Source organism: Rhodococcus sp. Leaf225 (genome assembly GCF_001426145.1).
Taxonomy (GTDB): domain Bacteria; phylum Actinomycetota; class Actinomycetes; order Mycobacteriales; family Mycobacteriaceae; genus Rhodococcoides.
This window is the reverse complement of record NZ_LMRN01000012.1, coordinates 350,095-365,947: the sequence shown is the minus strand read 5'-3', so window position 1 is coordinate 365,947 and position 15,853 is coordinate 350,095. Positions and strand designations below refer to the sequence as shown.

General features: G+C 70.0%; 12 protein-coding genes. 5 read left to right on the top strand and 7 right to left on the bottom strand.

The window, feature by feature from the left end; translation table 11 throughout:
- Window positions 1–2: 2 nt before the first annotated feature.
- The gene (locus tag ASG69_RS11400) at window positions 3–1,097 is read right to left on the bottom strand and encodes an ATP-binding cassette domain-containing protein (RefSeq protein ID WP_082544478.1); all 1,095 of its coding nucleotides are present in this window, start codon (window positions 1,095–1,097) and stop codon (window positions 3–5) included.
- Window positions 1,098–1,445: 348 nt separating this feature from the next.
- Between ASG69_RS11400 and ASG69_RS11395 the strand changes: the two genes are divergently transcribed.
- Window positions 1,446–2,129: a sigma-70 family RNA polymerase sigma factor gene (locus ASG69_RS11395; RefSeq protein WP_268788561.1), complete on the top strand. Its 684-nt coding sequence runs from the start codon at window positions 1,446–1,448 to the stop codon at window positions 2,127–2,129.
- Window positions 2,122–2,976: an anti-sigma factor gene (locus ASG69_RS11390; protein ID WP_156380496.1), complete on the top strand. Its 855-nt coding sequence runs from the start codon at window positions 2,122–2,124 to the stop codon at window positions 2,974–2,976. The genes ASG69_RS11395 and ASG69_RS11390 overlap by 8 nt, the downstream gene beginning before the upstream one ends.
- 14 nt (window positions 2,977–2,990) lie before the next feature.
- Here the strand turns inward: ASG69_RS11390 and glsA are convergent, their stop codons facing one another.
- Complete coding sequence (glsA, locus tag ASG69_RS11385) at window positions 2,991–4,835, bottom strand: glutaminase A (RefSeq protein ID WP_056445252.1); 1,845 nt, start codon at window positions 4,833–4,835, stop codon at window positions 2,991–2,993.
- A 149-nt stretch (window positions 4,836–4,984) separates the two neighbouring features.
- On the opposite strand from glsA, the gene dxs reads away from it, so the two are divergent.
- Entirely contained in the window at window positions 4,985–6,874 is a 1,890-nt protein-coding gene (gene dxs / locus ASG69_RS11380) for a 1-deoxy-D-xylulose-5-phosphate synthase (RefSeq protein WP_027505197.1), read from the top strand.
- Window positions 6,875–6,880: 6 nt separating this feature from the next.
- Here the strand turns inward: dxs and ASG69_RS11375 are convergent, their stop codons facing one another.
- The 5 genes from ASG69_RS11375 to ASG69_RS11355 form a co-directional block, all read right to left on the bottom strand.
- Window positions 6,881–7,891, bottom strand: coding sequence for an iron-siderophore ABC transporter substrate-binding protein (locus tag ASG69_RS11375; RefSeq protein ID WP_056444817.1), 1,011 nt, complete (start codon window positions 7,889–7,891; stop codon window positions 6,881–6,883).
- Between the two features lie 90 nt (window positions 7,892–7,981).
- Complete coding sequence (locus tag ASG69_RS11370) at window positions 7,982–10,081, bottom strand: 3-hydroxyacyl-CoA dehydrogenase NAD-binding domain-containing protein (RefSeq protein ID WP_056444814.1); 2,100 nt, start codon at window positions 10,079–10,081, stop codon at window positions 7,982–7,984.
- 5 nt (window positions 10,082–10,086) lie between these two features.
- The gene (locus tag ASG69_RS11365; RefSeq protein WP_027505200.1) at window positions 10,087–11,313 is read right to left on the bottom strand and encodes a thiolase family protein; all 1,227 of its coding nucleotides are present in this window, start codon (window positions 11,311–11,313) and stop codon (window positions 10,087–10,089) included.
- 65 nt (window positions 11,314–11,378) lie between these two features.
- Window positions 11,379–12,698: an HRDC domain-containing protein gene (locus ASG69_RS11360; RefSeq protein ID WP_056444811.1), complete on the bottom strand. Its 1,320-nt coding sequence runs from the start codon at window positions 12,696–12,698 to the stop codon at window positions 11,379–11,381.
- 26 nt (window positions 12,699–12,724) lie between these two features.
- Window positions 12,725–13,333, bottom strand: coding sequence for a DUF3000 domain-containing protein (locus tag ASG69_RS11355; protein ID WP_027505202.1), 609 nt, complete (start codon window positions 13,331–13,333; stop codon window positions 12,725–12,727).
- Window positions 13,334–13,415: 82 nt separating this feature from the next.
- On the opposite strand from ASG69_RS11355, the gene hemE reads away from it, so the two are divergent.
- Both hemE and ASG69_RS11345 read left to right on the top strand, forming a co-directional pair.
- Window positions 13,416–14,486, top strand: coding sequence for a uroporphyrinogen decarboxylase (gene hemE / locus ASG69_RS11350; protein ID WP_056444807.1), 1,071 nt, complete (start codon window positions 13,416–13,418; stop codon window positions 14,484–14,486).
- Complete coding sequence (locus tag ASG69_RS11345; protein ID WP_056444804.1) at window positions 14,483–15,850, top strand: protoporphyrinogen oxidase; 1,368 nt, start codon at window positions 14,483–14,485, stop codon at window positions 15,848–15,850. The genes hemE and ASG69_RS11345 overlap by 4 nt, the downstream gene beginning before the upstream one ends.
- The last annotated feature ends 3 nt before the right edge of the window (window positions 15,851–15,853 follow it).

Genomic DNA, 15,853 nt, shown 5'->3' with positions numbered 1-15,853 from the left:
TCTCAGGACGCCTCCAGTTCTGTCGCTCGTCCGGTCAGTGCCAGGAACACCTCGTCCAGGCTGGGTTGCCCGAGGGCGTAGGTGGTGACGCCGATGCCGTCGTCCGACAGCGTCGAGAGTGCGCGGGCCACCAGGGCGGTGTCGTCGACCAGCGCGGTGACGGCGAAGGGATCGGACTCGAAAGTCACGTCGGTGTGCAGGGTCGCGCGCAGGACGTCGGCGGCGTCGTCGCGGCGCGACTGTTCCGCGACGCGGACGTGCAGCGACCCCGAGCCGACCGACGCCTTGAGCTGACCGGTGGTGCCCTCGGCGATCACGCGGCCCCGGTCGATGACGGCCACCCGGTCGGCCAACTGATCGGCCTCGTCGAGGTACTGCGTGGTGAGCAGGACCGTCGTGCCGCCGGCGACCAGGGAGCGCACGATCTCCCACACCTGGTTGCGGCTGCGGGGATCGAGACCCGTGGTCGGCTCGTCCAGGAACATCAGCTCCGGCGTGACCACCAGACTCGCCGCGATGTCGAGACGGCGCCGCATACCGCCGGAGTACGCCTTGACCTGCTTGCCGCCGGCCTCCACCAGATCGAAGACGCCCAACAGCAGATCGGCACGCTCCCGCGACGCCGGGCGCGAGAACCCGTACAGCCGCGAGAGGAGCACCAGGTTCTCCACTCCGGTCAGGTCCTCGTCCAGCGAAGCGAACTGGCCCGTGAGCGCCACCTTCGACCGCACCGCGTCGGACTCCGTCGCCACGTCGTGGCCGAGCACGCGGGCCGACCCGCCGTCGATGCCGGTCAACGTCGCCAACATGCGCATCGTCGTGGTCTTGCCGGCCCCGTTCGGCCCCAGCACCCCGTAGACACCGCCCCGCGGGACGGCGAGATCCACGCCGTCCACCGCCACGGTGTCCCCGAACCTCTTCACCAGACCGACCGCCTCGATCGCCAGGCCCCCGGCCTTCCCGTCCGTCGGCGGCCGGCCCCCGGCCTTCCCGTCCGTCGGCGGCCGGCCTCCGGCCTTCCCGTCCGTCGGCGGCCGGCCCCCGGCCTTCCCGTCCTCCAGCGGCCGGCCTCCGGCCTTCCCGTCATGTGTCGTCATGTGAGTGCTGACTCCTGATCCGCCACGATCTCATCGGTATGTCCGGATCGTCCGATCCGGTGCGACGAGCGTCCCGCAGTCATTGCAGGTCCGCAACGGGTTTTTCGCCGGAGACGCCGGTCACCGATCCACTCACGCCCCGGTGACGAATGATTCCTGCACGATGTTCGCGCCGTGGCGTGGGCGCCATTGCCCGGCGGCGTGGCCGCCATGATCCGGTGGCGTGTACGCCAGGACCGCGACGCGCAGGACCACGATCGCCGAGGGGGTGAGGATATGACGACGATGGCCACTAGTCTCATGGTCGATGAACTCGACGATGAACGTCTCGCAGCGAGGTGGGGGTCTGTGAGCGCCGGAGGTACGAGCGCAGCCGACCCGAGCGCCGGCGAGCCTCGGCACCGACGCGCCCCGGACGACACCGCCGATCCGTCGTGCCCCGTTCCCGATCCCGACCTCAAGCGTCGACGTGTCGCCGAGGCCGACGAACTGCGTGCGTTGCTCGCGCGTGTCGCCACCGGTGACCGCCGAGCGTTCGCCGATCTGTACGACGCGACCTCGTCTCGAGTGTTCGGCATGGTGCTGCGTGTGCTGCGCGATCCCGGGTTCAGCGAGGAGACCGCGCAGGAGGTGTTCCTGCAGATCTGGAAGACGGCCGACCGATACGACCCCGCGCAGGGGTCTCCGCTCGCCTGGATGATGACGTTGGCGCATCGCCGCGCCGTCGACCGTGTCCGGTCGGAGCAGTCCGGCACAGATCGCGAGGCGCTCTACGGCTCCTCGACCCACAGTCCCGCGCACGACGAGGTCCTCGAATCCGTCACCCAGACCCTGGAGTCGGAGTCGGTGGTCCGATGCCTGGACACGCTGACGGAGACCCAACGCGAATCGGTACGGATGGCGTACTACAGCGGGTTGACGTATCGGGAAGTGGCCGAGCGCCTGGGCGTGGCCGTTCCCACCGTGAAGTCCCGGATCCGGGACGGTCTGATCAAGTTGAAGAATTGTCTGGGGGTGGAGACCGGTGAGTGACGGGGAAGGTCGCCATCGCCGCCATGACGACGCGTCCGCACCCGACGACGTGTCGGAGCAGGATGCGATGCAGGACGTGAACGAGATGAACGACAGCGTGGTGGACGACGCCTACGCCTACGCACTGGACGCGATCGACCCCGCCGAGAGGGCGGACATCGAACGCAGGCTCGCGCAGTCGGACGCGGCGACGCGGTCGTGGTTCGAGAGCATCGTCGAGTCGGTCGACGAGACGATGGCGCTCAGCGCGTCGTCCACGGCCGCGGAACCGCCCTCGTCGTTGCGTGCGAGCATTCTCGCCGCGGTGGAGAGCACTCCGCAGGGTGATGCCCGGCCACTGGCCGATTCGATCGACGACGCTCCGGTCGCCCCGGTGGTGTCGCTCGACGATCGCCGCCGCACACGCCTGCGCGTGCTCGCGGCAGCCGCAGCGGCCGTCGTGATCGTCGGAGTGGGCGGCGCCGTGGTCACGCAGCAACTGGGAGACGCACCGTCGTCGCCCACGTCGCAGGTGCTTGCGGCCGGTGACATCAGGACCAGCACCGTCGAGGTCGAGGGTGGCGGTACCGCCACCGTGCGCTGGTCGCGCTCGCAGGACGCCGCCGTGGTCACGCTCGACGGGCTCGCGGAGCCCGGCGACGGCAAGGTGTTCGAGATGTGGCTCATCGGAGAGGATCCCGCGCCGCGCCCGGCCGGTCTCGTCCCCGCCGATGCCGCCACGCCCGCTCGCGAGCACGTCGTCACAGGCTTGAGCGACGCGACCACGTGGGCGGTGACGGTCGAGCCCGAGAGCGGTTCGGACGCACCCACCACCACGCCCATCGCCGCGGTCACGCTCGACGCCTGAGCGCAGCCGCCGGCTCAGACGACGCCGGAACGGCGCAGTGCGGCGACGATCGACTCGGCCTGCTCGTACGCGCGATCGAGAAGCACCTCCAGCAAGGCTGTCTTCGCAGCGGGGTTGCTCTCGGTCAGCGCGTCGAAGTCCTTCGGGCCGAGGATCGCGACCGTGGTGTCCTTCACCGCGGTGATGCGGAGCCCGAAGCGTGAGCGCCGGACCAACGGCATCTCACCGAAACTCATGCCGGCGGACAGCGTCGACACGGCGCGGGCCCGGCCGTCCGCGCCGATGAAGTCGACCGCGACGCGGCCGGACAGCACCATCACCAGACCCAGTGACACGTCACCGACCTCGGCGATGACGCTGCCTGCGCTGTACTGCGCGTCCGTCGTGCGGGAGGTGACCGCATCGCGGTGGGCTTCGTCCAGCGCGGTAACGATCGGGTGCTGATCGACCGTCACCTCCGTGGGTTGCCGTGCGCCGCCGCACCACCGGTCGAGGACGGTGTCCTCGCCCCAGCGCAGTGCGGAGTCCAGATCGTCGAAGACCCGGCCACTGCCGTCGTGTTCGGACAGGGACGACACGGTGTGCGCCATCGCAGCTCGGGGATCGACCAGGACGGCGGCACAACCCTGTCGGCGGAGCCCGGCAGCGAGGGTGTCCAGCATCGAGCGGGCGACGTCGCTCACCTCGTCGACTCGACGCATGTCCAGGATCACGCCGTCGAGTGCGCTCCCGTCGTCGGCGCCGTGGTCGACGGCCGTGGACACCGCGCGCACGACGCTCTCCGCTGCGGAGAACAGCAGATCGCCGTGCAGTTCGAAGACGCGGACTCGGCGTCCCCGCGCGGCGAGCGTCTCCTGCTCGGCGGCGGTGCGCCGGCGACGCGAGGGGGAGTCGGCGACAGTGTACTCGGCGCGCACGGCGCTGCGTGCGGCCCGGCCGACGTGGAGGAAGTGCAGTTCGAGGCGCGAGGACAGCTCGCGGCACGCCTTGACTCCGCGCACGCTGTTGCCGTGGGCGTCGAGTCTGGGTGAGAACACCGAGATACCGAGCTGACCGGGCAGGACCGCGAGCACCGCACCGGCGACACCGCTCTTGGCGGGGAGTCCGACGCGGTTGACCCAGTCGCCGGCTCCGTCGTACATGCCGCACGTCGTCATGACGCTCAGCACACGCTCGACGAGCACCGGTTCGAGGGCTCGGACGTCGGTACACGGGTTGAGGCCGTTGTTGGCGAGGGTCGCCGCCATGACGCCGATGTCGCGGCACGTGACGTCCAGCGAGCACTGGCGGAAGTAGAGATCGACCATCGCGTCGGGATCGCCCTCGACGATGCCGAAGGAGCGCAGCATGTGGCCGATGGCGCGGTTGCGATGGCCGGTGCGTGATTCGGAGGCGTGCACGGCGGCGTTCATGGCGAGTTCGCGTCCCGCGTACCGCGAGAACGAGGCCCGGATCCGTTCGAACTGCTCGTCGGGCGTCGCGCCTCGCACCAGCGACGCGGAGGTGATGGCGCCCGCGTTGATCATCGGGTTGCGCGGGCGCTCGGTGACGGGGTCGAGGCTGATCTCGTTGAACGGCTCACCGGACGGCTCCACGTCGATCTTGCGGGCCACCGCGGTCTCGCCGCGATCGGTGAGAGCGAGGGCGTAGGTGAACGGCTTGGACACCGACTGGATCGTGAAGGGCACGTCCGTGTCGCCCACCTGGTACACGTGGCCGTCGGCCGTCGTGAGACAGATACCGAAGCGATCGGGGTTCGCGGCCGCCAGTTCGGGGATGTAGTCGGCGACGCCACCGGAGGTGTCCGCCACACACAGCGCGTGGACCTCCTCCAGAATCTCCTGCACGACGTCGGTCATCGTCACCACTCTCTCGATTCTGTGCCGCGGCTCGGCGCTCGTACGGTAACCCGCCGATCCGGGTCCACGTAGACTTGTCCGAACTGGCCTGTCCGAGTGCCTCACGGCACGACGGACGACAAGGCAATCTTCGGAGGGGAGCGATTTCGTTGGGTGTTCTGGACGGCGTGCACGAGCCCAGCGACCTGCGTGCCCTCGGCCCGGTGGAGCTGGCCGAACTGGCGGACGAGATCCGTCGGTTCCTGGTCGAGAAAGTGTCTGCCACGGGTGGCCACCTCGGACCCAATCTCGGTGTCGTCGAGCTGACTCTGGCCATCCACCGCGTGTTCGACTCGCCTCGTGACCCGGTGATCTTCGACACCGGCCACCAGGCGTACGTGCACAAGATGGTCACCGGTCGGGCGGACCGCTTCGACTCCCTGCGCAAGGAGGGTGGCCTGTCCGGCTACCCGTCCCGCAGCGAGAGTGAGCACGACTGGGTCGAGTCATCGCACGCCTCGGCATCCCTCTCCTACGCCGACGGCCTCGCCAAGGCCTTCGAGCTGACCGGGCGCGGCGATCGTCACGTCGTCGCGGTCGTCGGGGACGGCGCCCTCACCGGTGGCATGTGCTGGGAGGCGCTCAACAACATCGCGGCCGGCAAGGATCGTTCCGTCGTGATCGTCGTGAACGACAACGGTCGCTCCTACTCGCCGACCATCGGCGGCCTCGCCGACCATCTCGCGACGCTGCGCCTGCAGCCCAACTACGAGCGCGCGCTGGACACCGGCCGTCACATGGTGAAGAACCTCCCCGTGGTCGGGTCGGCCGCGTACGCCATGTTGCACGGCATGAAGGCCGGCCTCAAGGACGCGATCAGCCCGCAGGTCATGTTCACCGATCTGGGCATCAAGTACCTCGGTCCGGTCGACGGACACGATCAGGCGGCTCTGGAATCGGCGCTGCGCCGCGCGAAGGCCTTCGGCGGGCCGGTCATCGTCCACGCGGTGACGCGCAAGGGCATGGGCTACTCGTTCGCCGAGAACGACGTCGCCGACCAGATGCACTCGACGGGAGTCATCGACCCGCTCACCGGCCTGGCGACCAGCGTCGCGGCTCCGGACTGGACGTCGGAGTTCTCCCGTCAACTCATCGCCCTGGGAACCGACCGCGAGGACGTCGTGGCCATCACCGCCGCGATGGCCGGACCCACCGGGCTCGCCGCGTTCGGCGAGGTGTTCCCGGACCGTTTCTTCGACGTGGGCATCGCCGAGCAGCACGCGCTCACGTCCGCCGCCGGTCTCGCACTCGGTGGTCTGCATCCCGTGGTGGCGATCTACTCGACGTTCCTCAATCGGGCGTTCGACCAGCTGCTGATGGACGTGGCACTACTGAACCTGCCGGTCACCCTGGTGCTCGATCGCGCCGGGGTCACCGGATCGGACGGCGCCAGCCACAACGGCATGTGGGACATGTCGCTGCTCGGCATCGTGCCGAACATGCGCGTGGCGGCGCCCCGCGACGGAGCGACCCTGCGCGAGGAACTCGCCGAGGCACTCGCGGTGTCCGACGGTCCCACCGCGCTGCGCTTCCCCAAGGGCGCCATCCCCGACGACATCGAGGCGGTGCGGCGTCTGGACGACTCCGTCGACGTGCTGCACGAGCCCGAGGGGGAGTCGGACGTACTCCTCGTCGCCGTCGGTCCGTTCGCGTCGTTGGCACTGGACACGGCGCGAGAACTCGCCGCGGACGGTGTCTCGGCCACGGTCGTCGATCCGCGGTGGGTGCTGCCCGTTCCGGACTCGCTCGTGAAGCTCGCCGCGGACTTCCGTCTGGTGGTCACGCTCGAGGACAGCGGTCTGCACGGCGGCATCGGTGCATCCGTGTCGGCTGCCCTGCGCGCCGGCGGCGTCGACGTCCCCTGTCGGGATCTCGGTGTGCCACAGCAGTTCCTGGACCACAGCTCGCGGGATCGCATTCACGCCGACATCGGCCTCACCCCGTCGGACATCGCCGGCCGGGTGCGCGGATGGATCGCTCACCGGCCCGGCGACATCTGACGGTCGCTATGTCGCCTTGGTGGCGGCGTCCTTCAACTGCGGGAGGATCCGGTCGAGTACCCACGGGGTGCTCACCGGGTTGACGTTGCTCAGACCGGCGATGACCTGCTCGTCACTGAGCGCGACCGCGGATCCGGAGGCGATCGCGGGCAGCGTCGCCACAGCCGGAACCGAGGCGAGGTCGAAGCCCTCCGGAGTGAACGCGACGATCACGTCGGCGTCGAAGCTCTGCACGTTCTCCAGTGACACGGTGGAGAAGAAGGTGTCCGCGGAGTCGGCCTCGTCGAGTGCCACGACGCCGGGGGCGTTGACGAAACCCATCTCGTTGAGAACCTGCACGCGTGGATCGGACGGCATGTAGACGTTCGCCTGACCGGCGTCCGTGTCCAGGTTCACCACCGCGACGGTCTTGCCCGCGAACTCCGGATTGGCCTCGGCCTCCGAGGCGAGCCGCTGGCCCATACCGTCGATGAGAGCCTGTGCCTCCGTGGGCTTCCCGACTGCCTCACCGATCATCGTGGTCTGGTCCTGCCACGTCGTCTGCCAGGCCTCACCGGGGTAGGCGACGACGGGCGAGACAGCGGACAACGTGTCGTAGTACGACTGCGGGAAACCCTCGTAGGGCGCGAGCACCAGATCGGGCGCCAGGGTCGCGAGGGCCTCGACGTCGGGCTCACCCGCAGCCGGATCCTCGTACAGGGTGGTGGCGTCCGCGTCGTAGAACTCCTGCGCCCACGGCATCACACCGTTCTCGTCGGCACCGTAGGTGTACTTCGGCTGGCCGACGGGCGTGATGTCGAGGGCGCCCAGGATGTCCTGCGCGTTCCAGCCCATCGTGACGATGCGCTCCGGTGCGGCGTCGATGGTGGTCGAACCGAAGGCGTGGTCGATGGTGACGGGGAACGCGCCACCCGACGCGGCGGCGGGCGCGTCGGAGTCGGCATCGGACGAACATCCGGCGACGAGGGCGAGCGCGGCGGTGGCCGCGACGGCGGGGAGAAGGCGAAGGCGTTTCACATGGTTAGCCTAACCTATGTATGGCCTCCGGCCCCGTGCGCCCTTCGCGTATCCAGGGATGCGCAAAGGGCGCACGAGGGCGCAGCCCCATCACACGCTGGCGACACCCTTGTCGAGGAACCGGTGACCGGTGACGGCCTCGGAGGTGCCGGTGCGATCGAGGTACGGCACGATGCCGCCGTTCCAGAACCCGAAGCCGCCGCCGAGGATCAGGCAGAGGTCGATGTCCTGAGCGGCCGCGACGACGCCTTCCTGCAGCATGATGTCGATCTCCTCCGCGAAGGCGCGGCGGGTGCGATCGAGCACCTGCTCGGCCGTCGACGGTGAGTCGCCCTGCGGCCACAGATCGGCGATCTCGGGGTCGACGGTCTTGGCTCCGTCGGCGCCGTAGGTCCACACCGCGGACTTCTTGTTCGCGACCATCGCCTGCAGGCCGGGGGAGTCGTGGAAGCGCTCCGGGTAGTACTCGGCCATGGTCTCGCCGGTGTGCAGTGCGACGGCGGGGCCGACGAGCGAGAGCAGCGTGAGCGGGCTCATCGGCATGCCGAGCTCGCTGATGGCGTTGTCCGCGACGTCGAAGGGCGTGCCCTCGTCGATCGCGTTCATGACCTCGCCGAGGGCGCGGGTGAGCAAGCGGTTGAAGACGAAGCCGGGCTTGTCGGCGATCAGCACGGCCGACTTCTTCAGAGACTTCGCCGTCGCGAATGCTGTTGCGAGCGTGGCATCGTCGGTCTTCTCGCCGCGGACGATCTCCAGCAGCGGAAGAACGGCCACGGGGTTGAAGAAGTGGAATCCGACGACCCGCTCGGGGTGCTTCAGCTCCGCCGCCATGCGGGTGATCGACAGCGACGACGTGTTCGTCGCGAGGATCGTCTCGGGGGAGACGAACTCCTCGAGCTCGGCGAAGACCTTCTTCTTCACGTCGAGGTTCTCGAACACTGCCTCGATGACCCAGTCGGTCGTCGCGAATGCGGACTTGTCGAGCGATCCGGACACCAACGCCTTGAGACGGTTCGCCGCATCGGGGGAGAGTCGCTTCTTGCCCTGCAGCTTGTCGATCTCGGCGTGAACGTAGCCGACGCCCTTGTCGATGCGCTCCTGGTCGATGTCGGTGAGGATCACCGGCACCGTCAACTGACGTACGAACAGCAGGGCGAGCTGGCTGGCCATGAGGCCGGCGCCCACGATGCCGACGCCGGTGACCTTCCGGGCGAGGGACTTGTCGGGCGCTCCGGCAGGCCGCTTGGCACGCTTCTGCACGAGGTCGAAGGCGTAGAGCCCGGCCCGCAGTTCGTCGGCCATGAGAAGGTCGGCCAGCGCCTCGTCCTCGGCAGCGAAGGCGGCGTCGAGCGACGCGGAGTCGGTGATGTCGGTCGACTTCGCCAGCTCCAGCAGCTGCACGGCGCGCACCGGTCCCGGTGCGTGGTCTCCCGTCTTGCCGGACACGATGGCCTTCGCGCGCGCGATCGCGTCGTCCCAGCCCTGGCCGCGATCGATGTCGGGGCGGGCGGGGGTGACGTCACCGGAGACGACCTTCGCGGCCCACAGCAGCGACTGTTCGAGGAAGTCGGCGCCGCCGAAGACTTCGTCGGCGATTCCGAGCTTCTGCGCGTCCGCGGGCTTCAGCATGCGGTTCTGGTTGAGCGCGTTCTCGATCACCACGGTGACGGCATTGGCCGGCCCGATCAGGTTGGGCAGCAACTGCGTTCCGCCCCAGCCGGGAACGAGGCCCAGGAATGTCTCCGGGAGCCCCAGTGCCGCAGCGTTGTCCGCGACGGTGCGGTAGTGGCAGTGCAGCGCGATCTCGAGTCCACCGCCCAGAGCGGCGCCGTTGACGAACGCGAACGTGGGCACCGTGGACTCGCGCAGGCGGCGGAACACCTTGTGCCCCAACGTGCCGATCTCCAGCGCGACGGCGCGGTCGGAGATGTTCGGCACACCGTTGAGGTCCGCGCCGACGGCGAAGATGAACGGCTTCCCGGTCACCGCGACGGCCACCGGATTCGCCGCGTAGGCCGCGTCCAGTGCCGCATCGAGCTCGGTGAGTCCGGCGGGTCCGAAGGTGGACGGCTTGGTGTGGTCGAAGCCGTTGTCGAGCGTGACGATGGCGACCGGGCCGTCGAGGCCGGGCACGGTGACGATCCTGGTGAACGCGTGGGTCACCACTTCATCGGAGAAGGCAGAAGTCATGGCAATCACTTGCTTCCGTCGTAGGCGGGATTTTCCCAGATGACGCTGCCGCCCATGCCGAGTCCGATGCACATGGTGGTGAGGCCGTAGCGGACATCGGGGCGAGTGGCGAACTGCCGGCTGAGCTGGGTCATCAGTCGAACGCCCGAGGACGCGAGGGGATGGCCGCAGGCGATGGCGCCGCCCCACTGGTTGATCCGGGCGTCGTCGTCGGCGATACCGAAGTGCTCGGTGAACGCGAGGACCTGGATGGCGAAGGCTTCGTTGATCTCGAAGAGGCCGATGTCCTCGATGGACAGGCCGGTGCGTCCGAGCAGCTTCTCGGTGGCGGGGACGGGACCGATGCCCATCACGGCCGGATCGACGCCGGCGAAAGAGAAGCCCACCATGCGCATCCCGACCTTCAGGCCGAGTTCCGCGGCGGTGTCCTCGCCGGCCAGGATCGCCGCTGTCGCACCGTCGTTGAGTCCGGCGGCGTTGCCGGCGGTGACGCGTCCGGCGGGCCGGAACGGAGTCTTGAGCTTCGCCAGATCGTCCAGGGTCGTGCCGGGGCGCGGCGGTTCGTCCTCGGTGGCGAGGCCCCACCCGGCGGCGGACTTGGTCGCAACGGGAACGAGCGTCTCGCCGATGAGTCCGGCCTTCTTCGCCGCGTCGTACTTCTCCTGGCTCGCGACGGCGTAGGCGTCCGTGCGGTCCTTGGTGATGGACGGGTAGCGGTCGTGCAGGTTCTCGGCCGTGTTGCCCATGACGAGCGCACTCGGGTCGACGAGCTTGTCGGCCAGGAAGCGCGGGTTCGGATCGACGCCCTCGCCCATCGGGTGCCGGCCCATGTGCTCGACGCCGCCGGCGATGACGACGTCGTACTGTCCGAAGCCGATGCCCGACGCGGTGGTGGTCACCGCGGTCATCGCGCCCGCACACATCCGGTCGACGGCGAAACCGGGCACGCTGCGGGGGAGCCCGGCGAGCAGTGCCGACGTGCGGCCGATGGTCAGACCCTGGTCGCCGGTCTGCGTCGTGGCGGCGATGCCGACCTCGTCGACGCGCTCGGGTGGCAGTTCGGGATTGCGGCGGAGCAGTTCACGGATCGCTTTGACCACGAGGTCGTCCGCTCGGGTGTCCGCGTACATACCCTTGGGGCCGGCCTTGCCGAACGGCGTACGAACACCGTCGACGAACGCGACGCCACGACTGGACGCGGATCGAGCGGGAGCGGATTTCGGAGAAGACATGGTTCCTTCCGGCAGGCGCTGGAACGAGCCGGACGCCCGGCTCGCGCGCCCACTCTAACCCGTGCCTACTCGCCGGTAACTTCGGCCGTCCTCGACTCAGCGGCGGTCCGTAGGCCTGCTGCCACGACGGGGCCCGCCACCGCGCGCTGCCAGGGCCGCGACCCGTGCGCCTCGAGGAAACGGTCGACGAGCACGTCCTCGTCCGTCCCGTACTCCGCGACGAGAGCGGGGTGGTCCCAGCAGATGCGACGGACGAGATCGGGAGTCAGCAGGTTCTCGACGGGAATCGCGACATCCGCGGACAGGGCGGCCATCGCGTCGCGGACGGCGGACAGACGCCCGGCGGCCTCCGGATCGCGCCGCGCCCACCGACTGACCGGCGGCGGCCCCACGAAGGGCTGCGTCACCGGGGGCAGCGCATCGTCGGGAAGTGCGCGGGCGTGCTCGATCGCGTCCATCCACACGCGCGCCTGGCGACGCTGACGAGGTCCGCCGAAGACGGGCAACGCGTTCAGCTCGGACACCGTGGCGGGGTTCCTCTGCGCGGCGGCGACGATCGCGGAGTCCGGCAGGACGCGGCTCGGCGCGATGTCGCGGCGGCGCGCGAGATCGTCGCGGGCGGTCCACAGAGCGCGGACGACGGCGAGCGTCCGCGCGTTCTTGATGGTGTGGATACCGGAGGTGCGGCGCCAGCGGTCGGGCTTGGGCGGCGCCGGGGGTGCGGTGCGAATGTACTCGAATTCCTGTGCGGCCCAGTCGGTCTTGCCCTGGCTCTCGAGCTCCTCGGCCATGGCGTCACGCAACTCGACGAGCACCTCGACATCGAGTGCCGCGTAGTTGAGCCAGGTGTCGGGCAACGGTCGGGTGGACCAGTCCGCCGCACCGTGACCCTTCTGCAGCGACAGGCTCAACGTCCGTTCGACGATGGCCGCCAGACCGACACGGTCGAAGCCGGCGAGTCGGCCCGCCAGCTCCGTGTCGTACAGCGACGCGGGCGTCATGCCGAGCTCGGCGAGCCCCGGCAGATCCTGATCGGCGGAGTGCAGTACCCACTCCATGTCGTTCACGACGGCGGCGAAGCCCGCGAGCGCCTCGACGCCACCGTCGCGGACCACCGGAATCGGATCGAGCAGGACGGTGCCCGCACCCCGGCGACGGAACTGCAGCAGATACGCGCGAGCCGAGTATCGGAAACCCGATGCGCGTTCCGCGTCGACGGCCAACGGTCCGGTTCCCGACGCCAGCAGCTCCGCGGCCGCTCGCACCGCGTCCGCCGTGTCCGTCAACGGCGGGACCCCCTCGCGTGGAGCGAGAAGGGGAGTCGCCTCCGGCTCGACGGCGGTGTCGCCGGAGGAGGCAGGAGTCGAGTCGGGCGTGTCGGGCATTGTTCGAACTCTAGGCTGTCCGACGATCAGGCGTCGGAGCTGCCCGAGTCGGCGCGTGCACCCAGCGCCGTGATGCCTGCCGGGGGCAGCCCCGCGGCGTAGGCGAGAACCTCACCGAACGCCTCGACGTGCACCGACAGTTCCTCGCTGAGCGCGGTCCACGAGGCCCGCAGCTCGAGCTGGTGGGCACGCGGCGGGCCGGCGATGTCCCCGTACCGCACCGAACTCGTCGAGGTGACCGTGCCGCCCAGCGCCGTCAGCGGCTCGGACCGCGCCTCGAACGCGTCGACCAGCCAACTCCACGCCACCTCGGGCAGCAGCGGATCCGACGCCAGCGACGCGTCGACGTCGGCCTGGATGTAGGCGACCAGGCGCATGGTGCCGTTCCACGCCTCGTCGCCGTCCGGGTCGTACAACAGGATGAGACGCCCGAACGCGTCACCCTCGCTCTGCTCGGGCACCGACTCCGTCTCGGAGTGGCGCACCTCGGCTCCCAGTGCGTAACTGAACGGTGCCAGGCGCTGCGGAGGCCGGATCGGCCCGACCTCGATGCTCGGGTGGACCGTCGCCCGGTGCATCGCGTCGATGGCGGCGCGGAAGGGCGCAGGCTGCGAGGCGCTCTCGGACGTGGTCACGTGTGCGGACGTTAGCCGCGACCGTCGGCCCAGCGGAGGAGGCGCGCCGGGCAGGTGTGCGTCTCTGGCAGCATGGACGCCGATGAACACCATCCCTGACGCCGTCGGTCCGCGTCGAAGCCTGCCCGAAGCTCCCTTCCTCGCGGCCGCGACGGGACGGACGCCGTCGCGTCGGCCCGTGTGGTTCATGCGTCAGGCCGGTCGGTCGCTGCCCGAGTACCGCACGCTGCGGGAGGGCACTTCCATGCTCGCCTCGTGCTTCGACCCCGAGATGGTCTGCGAGATCACGATGCAGCCGGTCCGGCGGCACGGGGTCGACGCGGCGATCCTGTTCTCCGACATCGTCGTGCCGCTCAAGGCGGCCGGCGTCGACCTCGAGATCGTGGCCGGCACCGGTCCCGTCGTGGCGAACCCGGTGCGGTCCGTGGCCGACGTGCAGTCGTTGCCGGTCCTGGAGTCGGAGCAGATCGAGCCGGTCGCGAAGGCCATCTCCCTGCTCCTGGCCGAGTTGAAGGACGTGCCCCTCATCGGCTTCGCGGGCGCACCGTTCACGCTGGCGTCCTACCTGGTCGAAGGCGGTCCGAGTCGTAACCACGAGCGCACCAAGGCGCTCATGCACTCGGATCCGCAGACGTGGCACGCATTGCTCTCGTCGCTTGCCGACATGACCATCGCCTTCCTCACCGCGCAGGCCGATGCCGGCGTCGACGCGGTCCAGCTCTTCGACTCGTGGGCCGGGGCGCTGTCACTCGCCGAGTACCGCGAGTTCGTGTTCCCCCACTCCAGCCGCGTGTTCGAGGCCATGGTGTCGGCCGGCGTGCCGCGCATCCACTTCGGTGTCGGGACGGGCGAGCTGCTCGGGGCGATGGGGGAGGCGGGCGCGGACGTCGTCGGTGTCGACTGGCGGATCCCGCTCGACGTCGCCGCTCGTCGGGTCGGTCCGGGCAAGGCTCTGCAGGGCAATCTCGATCCCGCCGTGCTGTTCGCGGGCCCCGATGCGGTGCGCCGCGAGGTCACCCGCATCGTGGGCGAGGCGGACGCCGCACTCGCGGCCGGCGCCACCGGGCACATCTTCAACCTGGGCCACGGGGTCCTGCCCGCCACCGATCCCGACGTGGTGACGTCGGTGGTGGAGCTGGTGCACTCGCTGTGACCTCGGTCGCCGTCGTCGGAGCGGGCATCAGCGGACTGGTGGCCGCGTACCGGCTGCGGCAGTCGCTGGGGCCGGCCGCGCGGATCGTGGTGGTCGAGAAGGCGCCGCGCATCGGGGGCAAACTCCGGTCGGTGGACCTGGCGGGTGGCCCGGTCGACGTCGGTGCCGAGGCGTTCATCGCGCGTCGTCCCGAGGTTCCCGCTCTGCTCGACGAGCTCGGACTCGCCGACCAGCTCGTGCGGCCGTCGCCCGCCGCCCGCCCGCTCCTGCGCTCGGGTGGCGCACTGCACGGACTGCCGACCGGCACGTTGATGGGCATCCCGGCCACGTCCGACTCGGTGCGGACTCTGGTCGACGACGCCACGTGCCGCCGCATCGACACCGATCGTGACCGGCCGCTGCGGTGGACGCCCGGCGACGATGCGTCGGTGGGTGACCTGGTGTCCGAACGCTTCGGCTCCCAGGTGACCGCGCGGAGCGTCGACCCGCTGCTGGGCGGCGTCTACTCCGGGCTGGCCGTCACCACGAGCATCCGTGCCGCGGTGCCGACTCTCGCCGCGGCCCTCGACGCCGGTGCCCCGTCGCTGGTGGACGCCGTCGAGCGAGCGCGCCCGACGCCGTCGCCGGGACCGGTGTTCGGCGGACTGCGCGGTGGCTACGGCGTGCTTCTCGACGCGCTGCTCGCCGCCTCCGGTGCCGAACTCGTCGCCGCGGACGTGCGGCGGGTGACGTCCGACGGCCGGGGCGCGTGGCACGTCGACGGCGTCGGGGTGGTGGACGGCGTCGTCCTCGCCGCGCCCGCACCGCAGACGGTCTCGATGCTGGTCGACACGGCGCCCGCACTCGCGCGGGAACTCGGGGACGTGGAACTCGCCTCGTCGGCAGTGGTGGCCCTCGGGTTCGAGGACGGGGGACTACCGCAGAACTCGGGCGTCCTGGTCGCCACGGGGGAGCTCGATTCCTCCGGTGTTCCGTTGCGCGCCAAAGCATTCACGCTGTCGAGCCGCAAGTGGCCGCATCTCGCCGAGCGCGGCGGCCAGCTGGTGCGGGTCTCCTTCGGACGCTTCGGGGACGCGGACATCGTCGACCGGCCCGACGTCGACCTGGTGTCGGCGGCCCGCACGGATCTGCGTGAGGTGCTCGGTGTGGACGAGGAGCCGACGACGACGTTCGTGCAACGCTGGCACGGCGGACTGCCGCAGTACCGCCCCGGCCACACCGACCTCGTGGCCCGCGTCGAGGACGCCGCCTCGGCGGTGGGCCGACTCGAACTCGCGGGCGCGTACCTGCACGGCGTCGGAGTTCCCGCATGCGTCGCGACGGCATCCGCGGCGGCGGCCCGGCTGGCGGAGGCGCTGGCCTGACGG

What these genes read in the sequence shown, in the direction of transcription:
- ASG69_RS11400 (WP_082544478.1), bottom strand. Translation starts at nt 1,097, where the DNA reads ATGACGACACATGACGGGAAGGCCGGAGGCCGGCCGCTGGAGGACGGG.
- glsA (WP_056445252.1), bottom strand. Translation starts at nt 4,835, where the DNA reads ATGACCGACGTCGTGCAGGAGATTCTGGAGGAGGTCCACGCGCTGTGT.
- ASG69_RS11370 (WP_056444814.1), bottom strand. Translation starts at nt 10,081, where the DNA reads ATGACTTCTGCCTTCTCCGATGAAGTGGTGACCCACGCGTTCACCAGG.
- ASG69_RS11365 (WP_027505200.1), bottom strand. Translation starts at nt 11,313, where the DNA reads ATGTCTTCTCCGAAATCCGCTCCCGCTCGATCCGCGTCCAGTCGTGGC.
- ASG69_RS11360 (WP_056444811.1), bottom strand. Translation starts at nt 12,698, where the DNA reads ATGCCCGACACGCCCGACTCGACTCCTGCCTCCTCCGGCGACACCGCC.
- hemE (WP_056444807.1), top strand. Translation starts at nt 13,416, where the DNA reads ATGAACACCATCCCTGACGCCGTCGGTCCGCGTCGAAGCCTGCCCGAA.